General features: G+C 56.2%; 8 protein-coding genes. 3 read left to right on the top strand and 5 right to left on the bottom strand.

Features of this window, described 5'->3' with window-relative positions; translation table 11 throughout:
• The first annotated feature begins 9 nt into the window (after positions 1-9).
• Together ACKGJP_RS32790 and ACKGJP_RS32785 are read left to right on the top strand one after the other, a co-directional pair.
• Complete coding sequence (locus ACKGJP_RS32790; protein ID WP_409342931.1) at positions 10-1,224, top strand: DUF58 domain-containing protein; 1,215 nt, start codon at positions 10-12, stop codon at positions 1,222-1,224.
• Positions 1,205-3,739, top strand: coding sequence for a transglutaminaseTgpA domain-containing protein (locus tag ACKGJP_RS32785; protein ID WP_409342930.1), 2,535 nt, complete (start codon positions 1,205-1,207; stop codon positions 3,737-3,739). Before ACKGJP_RS32790 ends, ACKGJP_RS32785 begins: the two co-directional genes overlap by 20 nt.
• 41 nt (positions 3,740-3,780) lie before the next feature.
• Here the strand turns inward: ACKGJP_RS32785 and ACKGJP_RS32780 are convergent, their stop codons facing one another.
• From ACKGJP_RS32780 to ACKGJP_RS32760, 5 genes are read right to left on the bottom strand one after another with little or no spacing between them, the layout of a single operon-like run.
• Positions 3,781-4,890 (bottom strand): endospore germination permease, encoded by a 1,110-nt coding sequence (locus ACKGJP_RS32780; RefSeq protein ID WP_409342929.1) that lies wholly within the window; start codon positions 4,888-4,890, stop codon positions 3,781-3,783.
• A 1-nt stretch (position 4,891) separates the two neighbouring features.
• Positions 4,892-5,983 carry an endospore germination permease gene (locus ACKGJP_RS32775; protein ID WP_409342928.1) on the bottom strand — a complete coding sequence of 364 codons (1,092 nt, stop codon included), beginning with the start codon at positions 5,981-5,983 and terminating at the stop codon, positions 4,892-4,894.
• A 49-nt stretch (positions 5,984-6,032) separates the two neighbouring features.
• A complete protein-coding gene (locus ACKGJP_RS32770; protein ID WP_409342927.1) occupies positions 6,033-6,266 on the bottom strand; it encodes a hypothetical protein in 234 nt (77 codons plus the stop codon).
• Between the two features lie 13 nt (positions 6,267-6,279).
• Positions 6,280-7,479 (bottom strand): Ger(x)C family spore germination protein, encoded by a 1,200-nt coding sequence (locus ACKGJP_RS32765; protein WP_409342926.1) that lies wholly within the window; start codon positions 7,477-7,479, stop codon positions 6,280-6,282.
• A gap of 15 nt (positions 7,480-7,494) precedes the next feature.
• Complete coding sequence (locus tag ACKGJP_RS32760; RefSeq protein ID WP_409342925.1) at positions 7,495-9,087, bottom strand: spore germination protein; 1,593 nt, start codon at positions 9,085-9,087, stop codon at positions 7,495-7,497.
• 735 nt (positions 9,088-9,822) lie between these two features.
• On the opposite strand from ACKGJP_RS32760, the gene guaA reads away from it, so the two are divergent.
• Positions 9,823-11,361 carry a glutamine-hydrolyzing GMP synthase gene (gene guaA, locus ACKGJP_RS32755; protein WP_409342924.1) on the top strand — a complete coding sequence of 513 codons (1,539 nt, stop codon included), beginning with the start codon at positions 9,823-9,825 and terminating at the stop codon, positions 11,359-11,361.
• Positions 11,362-12,554 lie beyond the last annotated feature (1,193 nt).

Genomic DNA, 12,554 nt, shown 5'->3' with positions numbered 1-12,554 from the left:
CGGACGATCATGCGATGGGGATCCTTTGCCTTGATGGCCGCTCTCTGGGGCTGCGCCTTCGCCCTTGCCGCGACGCGGGGCGGATACAGCGCGTGGCTGCTCGTCTACAGCGTCGGCGCGCTGCTGCTGTATGCGATCGGCGTGCCGCTGCTCAGCTTGCGCGGTTTGCGCGCCGAACGGTCGATGTCGCAGTTCTGCGCGCTCGCCGGCGGCGACGTGCAAGTCACATTGCGGCTAGTCCAGCGCTCTTGGCTGCCGCTCGTTTGGCTGGTCGTCCGCGAGGAATGGCGCGCGGACGGCAGAACGGACGGCGTCCGCTTCAGCCGCGTCCTGTTTCCTTGGTTTCGCCGCCGGCTCACCTGCACGTATACGATGAAGCGGCTGAGCCGCGGCGTCTACCGGGCGCAGCCGGTGGAAGCGGTGACGGGCGATTTGTTCGGGCTGATTCATAAAAGGCGGCGCGCCGCTGCGGAGGAAACGCTGACCGTTTATCCGCGGCCGTACGACGTGCGCCGCTGGCGCGTTCGCGGCGACCGGGACGAGGAAGGCCGCATCGTGCTGTTCCCGCCGGCCGGCGATGCAAGGCTGAGCGGGACGGTGCGCGATTACGCGGAGGGCGATCCGCCGCGGCGCATCCACTGGAAAGCGACCGCGCGCAGCGGGGAGCTGAAAACGCGCGAGGAGGAGACTTCCCCATCCGAGTCGCTGATGGTTTATTTGGACGCGGCGGCGGAAAGAGGTGCGGGCGCTAAGCGGACGGAGCTGTTCGAGTCCGCCGTTCAGCTGGCGGCAGGTCTGCTGCGTTACGCAGCGGAGGCGCGCAGTGCGGCGGGTATCGTATGCCGCACCGGAAGCCGCGAGGTGTCGGCGCAGCTAAGGGCCGAAAACCTCGCTTGGGGCTATGCGCAGCTGGCCGCGCTCGAGCCCGCCGCCGGGAGGGGCGACTTCGCGGACGTCGTGCGGCGGCATGCCCGGACGCTGCCGCCGTCGTTTACCGTCGTCTGCGTAACGTCCGCCTTGAACGAAGGGCTGCTTGCCGCGGCGCAGGAGCTTCGCGCGAAGCGGCGCCGCGTGCAGGTGCTCTACGTGCACGCTCATGCGGCGCTTCCAAACGACGTCCGCCAATGGTGCGGACGATTCGAAAGCGCAGGCTGCGCGTTCACGCCGGTGACGTGCCTGCGCGGCGGCATGGAGGTGAACGCCTATGCGGCGGACGGAGCTTAAAGGAAGCGCCGCGGATCGCGCAGTCGGCACGGCGGCTGCGCGCGAAGCCGGAGTTCCCGGAACGGCCGGCCTCCCGGGCGAGCGGTCGTGGCTGCGCGAAGGCGCGACCGCGCTGCTGTTGTTTATGCTGCTGCGGGAATGGCTGCTGCCCATCGCCGAGCTGTCGGAAGCGAACGAGCAGCAGGTCATGGGTCCGCTGCTGACGGCCATCGGCTGCTTTTTGCTCGCGGACTGCCTGCGCCTGCACTGGCTACCGGGCGCCGTACTCAAGCTGCTGACCGCATGGTTCTGCGTGGGCTGGCTGTATGACGCGGCCGCCGTCGTTTCGTTCCGTTGGCCGGCCGATTATGCGGCCGTCTGCCTCCACGATATTGAGGCGGTGCTGCGCGGCGATCCGGGCGCGGTCGGCGGCGAAAACCGCACCCTGCTCTTCCTGATCGGCTGGGCGCTCCTCGCGGGCGTTATCCAGTCGGTATTTACGTACAAAAAGCAATCGCTCTGGTTTGTTTTCCTGACGCTCCTTTACTTGATCGGACTCCAGCTGTGGCCGGGACTCGATACGACAGGGGCGATCGTGAGGGCGCTGCTGTTCGGGCTCATGCTGATGGCGCTGCTGCAGCTCCCCCGTATCGAGCAAACGTTTGCGGCCAAAAGCGGAACGGCCGGATGGCCGTTCGGCTGGCTGGCGGTCGCAGCCATGCTTGTCTGCTTGTCTGCCGTCATCGGCATGACGGCGGCAGCCGCGCAGCCGCGGGAGGTGAAGCCGCTAAGCGAGGAGAGCTGGGAACGTTTGCTTGAACGGCTGAGCGCCGGGGCGGCGGGGGATGCTATCTCCACGCTAAGCGGTTCCGGAGCGCCGCTTGCCGCGAAGACGGGCTACGGCAACGACGACACGAAGCTGGGTCAGCCGCTGCGGACGGATGACGGCATCGTTTTCGTGGCGAGAACGACCCAACCGACCTATTGGCGGGGCGAATCCAAGAGCGTCTATACGGGGCAGGGCTGGATCGGTCTCGACGAGGAGACGGAGCTTCGGCCCTATCCAAACGCCGCGGGTCCGAAAACGGCGGCTAACTTTGCTTCCGAGGCTTCGGCGGCTTCCTTGACGCAAGGCACGGAGGGTAACGGCACTTTATCCGCCGCTGCGCAGACGAACGGCAGTCCGGCCGGAACGATCGTTCAAGAGGTTATGTTTAACCGGGGAAGCAAGGGCGACCAGCTGTTCGCCGGCGGCTTAATCGCCGGCGTCGAGCGGATGATTGCGGACAGCGGCAAGACCATTGCGGCTGACGCGCTCTATTGGAACGAGCGGTCGGGAAGATACGTGCTCCGTAACGGCGTCGATCCGCTGGCTTACTATAGAGTGGAAGCGATACCGGCCGTTTCGGATCCGCAGCGCCTGCGAGCCGAATCGGCGGAATACCCGGATCCTATTCGCGCGGCTTATTTACAGCTGCCGGACTCGCTGCCTAAGCGGGTAAGCGAGCTGGCCGCGTCGATAGCCGCGCGAGCCGGCAGCGTTTACGACAAGGCGGCCGCGATATCGGACTATTTGCAAACCCATTACGTTTACAGCTTGGAGAAGCCCCGCCTTCCGGCGGGCCGCGGCGATTTCGTCGACGCCTTCCTGTTCGAGCAGAAGGTCGGCTATTGCGACCATTTCTCGACAGCGATGGTCGTGATGCTGCGTTCGCTCGGCATACCGGCGCGCTGGGTGAAAGGCTATGCGCCCGGAGAACTGTCGCCGGCGGGCGATTCGCCTCTTCTGTACGGCAGCGCCGCGAGCGATCACCCGGATAGCCTGGCCATGACGGCGGTTTTTCCGGCCGACCAAACCGTTTACCAAACGACCGTACGCAATCGGAATGCCCATTCTTGGGTGGAGGTGTACTTTCCCGACAGCGGATGGGTGACGTTCGAGCCGACGCCCGGCTTTGCCGGCGCCGCTGCAGAGGAAAAAGACGCGGGCGGCGTGAAGCAAGTTTCCGATTCGACGGCGGCAAGCGGCGGCGAGCCACTCCCGTGGATCGAACGGCTGAAGGGACTCGGCGCCGGGTTTACAGGCCGATGGTCATGGGCAGCCGTATCCCAGCCTGCCGACGCGGGGGTCGGCTTCCTTCAAGCGCGTGCATGGCCGATTGCCGCAGGGCTGGCGCTGCTTGCACCGCTTCTGCTGCTTGTCTGGCTGCAGCGAAAGCGGCTTGGCTTATGGCTGCTGCTGCGCGGCCTCCGGCAGCGGGAGCCGGATCGCTTGCAGCGCGTGTACGATAAGCTTTGGCTGCGGTTGTTCCGCACGTTCGGCAGCCGGCGACCGCATGAAACGCTTCGCGAATATGCCTTGTCGCGCGTCGGCATCGGCGACGAGCGGCGCGAGGCGCTTATCGAGCTGACACGCCTGTACGAGGCGTTCCGCTACGATTCGAGGCTTGTCCGTACGCTGCCGAAGCCGCAAATCGCCGAGCTTTGGAGCAAGCTGCTAGTCGACCGTGCGGAGGAACGCAAGAAATCGCCATAACAAAATCGGGTTGCGGTTACCGTCCGCAGCCCGATTTTTCGTTATGAGCTTTTGCCGCTTCCGGATCGTTTGTTGCGAATAACCGCGACGACGAGAAGCAGCAGAGGGAGAAGCAAGCCGAATGTCGGCAAATATACCGGCAAAATATTTTGATTAAACATGGACAAGTAAGTGCTATTCGGAACGATCAAAATGGAGAGGGGGATAATGACGATACCCGCAGGGATCGCCAAAAACTTGTATTCCCGGAACCGGAACGTTTGCGCAATACCGAGTACGACCACATAAAGCAGAAGGGCCAGTCTGAAGAAGATCGTCAGAATCCAGATGACGGCCATGATCGCTTCGATCCGTTCCAAGAAGTTCCCTATACTGATTCTCCTTGCAATTTCATAGCTCGAGAAGCTGCTCCTTGCCACTTGGTCGGCGCCAAGCACCGCAGTAGCCTGCACGGTAATGATCGTTAAAACGATTCCGCCCATGAGCTCGCCTGTTAACATCGATTTCCCGGCATTCCCGATTCGGTTTACCGAAGGATAAACCATCAAGAAGACGACGGTTCCGAGAAATGGAAAGGTGAGAAAAGAAACCGTGGCCCTCAGCACGGGCAAGACCCCGTCCTCTAAAACGGGCAGCATGTTGACCGCCTTCATTTGCGGAGCTACGAGCATAATCAAGATGAGGCAAAGCAGGAAGATCCACGGAAAGAATAGTTCCGCGGCGCGGACCAGCGTTTCCAGCCCCAGCCTGACTCCCATTACGGCAACGGCCATAAAGATAATGTGAATGGCTTGGATCGGCGTTTCCCGCATGAATTGGGTCGACATGAAATCCCCGATGTTCCGCAACGTCAATGCCGAGCCGATAAGCGGATACGTGAGGAACAGCAAAAAAACCGTTTTTCCGAGCCATCGGCCCAAGATCGCCTCGCAATATTCGGCTAGGTTCATGTCCGAAAACCGTTTGCCGAGCGCGTTGTACAGCGGGATGACCAGCAAGCCGATGCAGACTGCTAGTATAGCGGCGATCCAAGCATCCTGTTTGGCTTTGGAGGCGAGAAGCGTAGGCGTGATCAGGATGGCGCTGCCGGCAATGAAAAACGTCACGATGATCGTAAATTGACGATTGCTGATTTTGCCCTTCTCCAGCATTTCAGGTTCCCCCCCCGCGGCGAAGCGCATTAACCCCAAGAAGCAATAGGGGCAGCAGTAATCCGAATGTCATATCGAATAAAGGCCAATAAGACGATGTAGCGTGATTGAAGTGTGTAATGTTCGGAGAGAACGCGGTGGCAAACACGGCAATCAGCATCGTTAGAGGCAAGGCAAGCATCCGGGAGTCTTTCAGCTTGAGTATTTGCGCAAGACCCATCTGGAGAATATAGGCGAATATCGAAGTTTTAATAAATACCGTTATGATCCACATGACGGCCATGATGGCTTCCAGCCTTTCGATAAAATGGCCGATGCTGATTTGTTTGGCGAGCGTATAGCTGGGATACATGTTTCTGGACGTATAATCGGCGCCGAGCACAAGAACGGATAAGGCGATGATGACGACGAGAACGATTCCGCCGAGCAGAGCACCCGATACGAAATATTTGCGAAGCTTCTCCGTTTTGTTGACATAAGGGAAAATCATCAAAAACCCAGTCAACTCTACATAGGGGTTGGTGGCGGCGAACAGGGATCCCCGCAGGATGGGCTTTATGCCGTCCTCGAAGATCGGCTGCAGTTGTTTGGCATCCGCCTGCGGAGCAAGAAACAGAACCATACCAATGAAAAGCAGCACGAACCAGGGAAGAAAGAATTCCCCGGCCCGGGCCACGGTTTCAAGCCCAAGACGCAGGCTCATGACAATAACGGCGAGAAACAAAATATGGACAGCGTCGATAGGGGTTTCCGGGATAATTTGGGTAGCCATAAAATCGCCGATAATTCTCACAAGTCCCACCGCGTTGTAGAAGATATAAACCAAAAAGAGGAGTGAGACGGCTGTTCCAATCCATCTCCCCAGTATTTTGGCGTTGTATTCGATCAGATTTAAACGAGGATGCTGGCGGCTTACCGTACCGATCAAATACACGATAAGCAGGCCGGCGAGCAATCCGACGAGGCCGGACATCCATGCGTCCTGCTTGGCCTCCGATGCGGGTATGGCCGGCAAAAGGAGGATCGAATCGCCAACGGTTATAAAAAAGACCAGTATGGTGAACTGACGGATGCTAATTTTACCGGTTTCCAACTATCGTCACTCCCTCCTTATTTCGAATCCCCCACTTGCCGGTTTCTCGCTATTCCAACATTTTCAGGAGAGAATCGCTAAGCGGTTTGTATAGGTAAACAATCAAATCGAGCGGGTTCGGAATGTCAATATGCAGGATGAGCGCAATGCTCAGCGCAGTTCCGGACAGAAGCATAACGGAAAACACGAATAGCTCCTTCTTCCATTTTTTCTTCCAAAGCGATGGTCCTTCGATTATGGCGATCGCAGCCGTTACGACGACGATTCCGGAAATGGCCCACATCGGATCCGCTCCTTTATTTCTTCATTTCTTCAATGAAGGAATTGCTTACCGTGCCGAGGCGGCGAATTTTGGTGTCCGCCTTCACGCTTACCGGAAGATTGACGAAATGGGCGTCCCAGTCCTTACCAATCTGCTTCCAAAGCTTAGGCTGCGCGCGATGGATAACTTGACCGAACCCGTATATATCCACTTTGTACTGCTTCTGCATTTTTTTGATCGCCGTTTTAATAAAGCCTTCCACCGTTTGATTCGCGAGTTTGGTCAGCTCGTCGATCGATTGTACCTTCGTCAGGTCGACATGGCAGGCGACTTCTCCGACATTCACTTCCATACGGACATTCAGATCGATAGCCGGTTTGCCGTCTTTGACTTTGCCTTTTACCTTCGTTTGGGACCGGATGACCTCGACCGACATCTGGCCTCCTTGCGGGCAGTTCAACATCCCGACCGTGCTTTTCACATGATCCGTCACATAGTTGTAGACTTTGCTTTCATCCTCGTTCAGCCATCCGATCAATTTGTCGCCGTTAAACACGGCCAGTCCGGAGTATCGGATACGGTCGACCGGATCGATCATTTCGACGTTTTGTCTTGTATTTCCCGTCTCCTCGTCCCTGCTTAGCTCGATGCCGGTCAAGATCGCTTGCTTGCCTTCGTCGGTCAAGTCGGCTATCAGCTCGTTCAAGGTCACCTTTCGCGTCGGCGCCCACGCTTTTTCCGACGTTTCCAGGGAGTTGAACAGGTTGATTGACGGTATTTTTTCCAGCGATGTCAAGACTTTCAGAACGTTCTCCGCTTGCGTATCCTTCGCCACGACAATGTAAAAGTCGTTGCGAAGTTCGTGGTCTCTGGACAAGAAATCGAGCGCGTCCGAGATGCCTTCTCTGGCAAGGGACTCGCCGATGACAAGAATTCGAACGTGCGAGGAGTAAATTTTTCTCGGACTTTCCTTCGTCATTCTGCGCAGCGCCTCGAATACGGAATTGCCCGTTGCGCTGTAAATGGTAACCGGGGAAAGGCTGCTGCTTCCTTTACGTGAAGCCGCTTCGCCGGGGTCTACGACTTGTACGGACAACCGGAATTGGCCGTCCGCTTTATCGATACCGTATCCGACGGCGATTCCGAGCGTATTCAATTCCCGGCGGTTCCAGCAGCCGGTGCTCTCTAGCAGCAGAGCGGCGAGAAGTAACGCTACTAACCATTTTCGCGGCATGTTTCAAACCTCTCTTTATTCTCTGGGATGCGGTTTCGTAGTCGGAGGATTTTGTTCGCGAATGATATTTTTCTGGCTGATCAGCCGCGGGCGCGAAAACAGGGCCCAGTGCGGGAGCCGAAAAAGCGAATCTTTGAGATCGGCGGTAACGATAGGGGCGAACGGACTCATATAAGGCACCCCGAAGGAACGCAGGCTGCACAAATGAAGAACCAGCGCGATAATCCCTACGATGATTCCGAAAATGCCGAATGAAGCGGCGAGTCCCATCAAGGGGAAACGCAGCATGCGAATCGATATGGACATATTGATGGACGGAAAGACGAAGTTCGATATCGCGGTAATCGATACGACAATGACCATGGCTGCCGATACGATGCCCGCCTCTACCGCTGCTTGACCGATGACCAGCGTCCCGACAATCGATACCGCTTGTCCGATCGTCCGGGGCATTCGGATGCCGGCCTCCCGCAATATTTCGAACGTGATTTCCATCATGAGCGCTTCGATAAAGGCGGGAAAAGGAACGCCTTCCCGCTGGGCGGCCAGACCGATGAGCAGCTGGGTCGGCAGCATTTCCTGATGAAACGTCGTGATGGCGATATACAGCGACGGACCTAGCAGGGCGATAAAGATGCCGATGAAACGAAGAATGCGGATAAGGCTGCTGATATCGGCACGCTGATAATAATCTTCCGCCGAATGGAAGAAGGAGATGAACAAGGCGGGGACGACGAGCACGAACGGTGTCCCGTCCACGACAATGACGACCTTCCCTTCCAGAAGCTCCGCGGCGATCACATCGGGGCGCTCGGTATTGTAGACGGTCGGGAACGGCGAAAAGGAATCGTCCTGGATCAGTTCCTCGATATAGCCGCTTTCCAGAATCGCGTCGATGTCGATCCGGTCCAGACGCGTGCGTACCTCTTGAACGACTTTATCGTTCGCGATGCCTTGGATGTACATGACGGCAACTTCCGTTTGCGTCACCCTTCCGATCTTCCTGCTCTCGAGCCATAAGCTTGGATCGGTTATTTTCCGGCGGATCAGTGCGGTATTGGTGCGCAGGCTTTCCGTAAAGCTTTCCCTCGGTCCGCGCACGACCGCTTCGTTGACGGGCTCCGATACGCTGCGGCTCTCATAGCCGCTCATCTGGATGACGAGGCCTTGAGCGTAGCCGTCCAACAAGAAAATGACATTGCCCGCCATTAGCGAAGTCAACAACGGGGCAAATTCCGACACATCCTGTACGTCGCTGACGGCAAGCACCGAATCCTTCAAAACATGGAGCAGGTTGTCCCCGGAGGCGATGGCTTTCTCAATTTCGTTCTTCGGCATGTCGAGCATGAGCGCTTCCATAATAAACTGATTGGCGGCGCTCGTATTTACGAGTCCCTCCGTATAGAAAATGGCCGCGTTGATCCGAGTTTCGTTTCCGATTTTGAATTGACGGATGATGATATCGTCGCTTTTGCCGATTTTTTCGTTAATATATTGAATGTTTTCGGTCAGGCTTGCATGCAGCGGGTGTTTCGGAACGGCTGCTTGTTGATTCCGGTTGGATCCGGGAGCGGCGGCAGGAGTCACTTTTTTTCTCGTAAATTTCATCGTCCATCCCTCGTCTGTTCGTGAACTAGCCATCATTATTTCCCGGGCGCCGGATTGTAAACTCCTGGGGTACCCGCTATCGCCTGTCGCCCCATGGAGCATGAGCATTTCGTAAAAGCGGTCAGTACCATGATTAACCAAATGCAGGCTCTGTAAACTTGCCTATCCGAAGCGTTCGGCCGGGAATGTTGAGGAATCCGCCCGGAGGTTGCGAACGACCCGGGACAATGGGGATTGAGGGGAAAATGGCCGCAACGGGGGAAGGGCGGTAACGTGGGTAAGGGGAAAACGGTGGTAAATGACGGGAAATGGGGGACAGGGTAAAGAATAAAAGGGGGGAATGGGCGGTAATTGTCGGTAACGTTAGTAAGGGGGAAGGGATGGAATTGACGGCAATGGGGAAAGAGCAGCAAATGACGGTAGTGTGAGTAAAGGGAAATAGCGGTAACTGACGGCAATGGGGGAGGCGGCGTATTGGGCGGGTGTAATGTCTCTGTTTTTCATTTTTGGGGGAGCGGAGACTACTCTGCTTTATTTCGATGTTTGTTTCCCGCCCGATAGCCGATTGTTTTTTGATGTCCGTCGTTTTGTCCGTTTTTCCTCCATTCTGGCATTGACATGCAGTTGCTCCTTAAGGCTGCCGAAGAGGAGATCGCCTTCCTTGACCGCTCCTGTACGGTTCTATATAATAATCTCTATTCATACAACCTGAAGGAAGTAGGTACGGAATCTGCGATGAACAAACCGAATGAAATCATTGTTGTGCTCGACTTCGGCGGCCAATACAACCAATTGATCGCCCGCCGCATTCGCGACCTCGGCGTTTACAGCGAACTGCTGCCGTTCAATACGCCGGTAGAGAAGCTGCGTGCTTTGCAGCCGAAAGGCATTGTATTTTCGGGAGGACCGTCGAGCGTGTACGAAGAGAACGCGCCTCACGTCGATCCGGCGGTCTATGAGCTGGGCGTGCCGATTTTCGGCATTTGCTACGGCATGCAGCTGATGGCTCACATGCTTAAAGGAAAAGTGCAGCGCGCGGGCAAGAGGGAGTATGGGAAAGCGGATGTCGAGTTCGTAGCGGGCGGTCCGCTCGTGCAAGGTCTCGAGAGCAAACAGACGGTATGGATGAGCCATGGCGACATGGTAGCCGAATTGCCGGAAGGCTTCATCGTCGACGCCAGCACGGAACACGCGCCGGTAGCCGGCATGCGCCACCCGGAGAAAAACATGTACGCGGTCCAATTCCACCCGGAAGTGCGCCACTCCGTATACGGCAACGAAATGATCCGCAATTTCCTGTACAACATTTGCGGATGCGAAGGCAACTGGAGCATGGAATCGTTCATCGAAGATACGATTCGCGATATCCGCGAGCAGGTGGGCAGCGAGAAAGTGCTGTGTGCGCTTAGCGGCGGCGTCGATTCTTCCGTAGTGGCGATGCTGATCCACAAAGCGATCGGCGATCAGCTGACATGCATGTTCATCGACCACGGTCTGCTGCGTAAAGGCGAAGCGGAAAGCGTCATGGAGACGTTCGTCGGCAAGTTCGATATGAAAGTAGTCAAGATCGACGCGCGTGATCGGTTCCTCGGCAAGCTGGCCGGCGTGGACGATCCGGAGCAAAAGCGTAAAATTATCGGCACGGAATTCATTCGCGTGTTCGAGGAAGAGTCGACGCAATTCGACGACTTCGCTTTCCTTGCGCAAGGCACGCTGTATACCGACATCGTCGAAAGCGGTACGGCCACGGCGCAAACGATCAAATCGCACCATAACGTGGGCGGCTTGCCGGAAGACATGAAGTTCAAGCTGGTCGAACCGCTTAAGGCGCTGTTTAAGGACGAAGTTCGCAAAGTCGGATCGGAATGCGGCTTGCCGGACGAAATCGTATGGCGTCAGCCGTTCCCGGGCCCGGGTCTCGCGATTCGCGTGCTTGGCGAAGTGACGGAAGACAAGCTGAAGATCGTGCGCGATTCCGACTGGATTCTGCGCGAGGAGATCGCCAAAGCCGGACTTGACCGCGAAATTTGGCAATATTTCACGGCGTTGCCGAATATGAAGAGTGTCGGCGTTATGGGCGATGCCCGTACGTATTCGTACACGGTCGGCATCCGTGCCGTTACCTCGATCGACGGCATGACCGCCGACTGGGCGCGCATTCCGTGGGACGTGCTGGAGAAAATTTCGGTGCGTATCGTCAACGAAGTGGAGAACGTCAACCGCATCGTCTACGACATCACCTCGAAGCCGCCTGCGACGATCGAGTGGGAGTAACGTTATAATGAGCCGTCCCTTGAGCTATTGCTGCTTAAGGGACGGCTTTTGTTTTTTGTGCGGGAGGTAGCGGGGGATTAGGGTATCCAAGCGCACCTAGCCTCAAGCAATCTCAGCTAACGCCGACTAACGCCGACTTACCTCAACTAATCTTAAGTTGTCTCAACTACCTCAACTACCTCAACTACCTCAACTACCTCAACTACCTCAACTACCTCAACTACCTCAACTACCTCAACTACCTCAACTACCTCAACTACCTCAACTACCTCAACTACCTCAACTACCTCAACTACCTCAACTACCTCAACTACCTCACTCTAAACTAATAACCTCGACCACAGCGTTTAACGCTGGGATGCGTCTCGCATAGAACAGCGGTTTTGAGCGATTTTCGCGGCCAAATGCGACTTAATGAACCAAAGTTCACTATTTATGAACCAAAGTTCACTATTTCAGCCTCTTGTACGGGCAATGCTCCGGATAGTGAACCAAACGACGCTAATAGTGAACTTCCGGGTAAAATAGCGACGTCTAGTTCACTAACGACTGCTGGGAGCACCAAATCCACAAAATAGTGAATTTAGGTTCAGTAATAGTGAACTTCTCTTCACTATGCGGGGAAATGGCTGATTGTAAGCAAACACTAACGTCAGTTTCCTCACAGTCTAGGGAGAATGTTCTGGATAAAGAAGCAAAAATGATGCGCCGATGCAGATGTAGATGACCAGAGGGGAACTAAGATAAAATTGTCTCACAAACTTTCATAAAGAGTAGCGGCATAGTAGTAAGCGGAAGATGAAATTAATTAGTCAGCAAGCAGAATCGGCATGCGGTACTCGGTGTTTCAAACGGTATACGGTACTCGGGGTCACAAACGGTATACGGTACTCGGGGTCACAAATGGCATGCGGTACTCGGGGTGTCAAACGGCATGCGGTACTCGGTGTGTCAAACGGCATGCGGTACTCGGAGTGTCAAACGGCATGCGGTACTCGGTGTGTCAAACGGCATGCGGTACTCAGTGTGACAAACGGCATCAGGTACTCGGTATGTCAAACGGCATACGTACTCGGTGTGTCAAACGGCATACGTACTCGGTGTGTCAAACGGCATGCGGTACTCGGTGTGTCAAACGGCATGCTGTACTTGGAGTGTCAAACGGCATGCGGTACTTGGTGTGTCAAACGGCA

Source organism: Paenibacillus litoralis (assembly GCF_046244365.1).
Classification (GTDB): Bacteria; Bacillota; Bacilli; order Paenibacillales; family NBRC-103111; genus Paenibacillus_V.
Note: the sequence above shows the minus strand (reverse complement) of the source record. Positions and strands in the feature narration are given on the sequence as shown.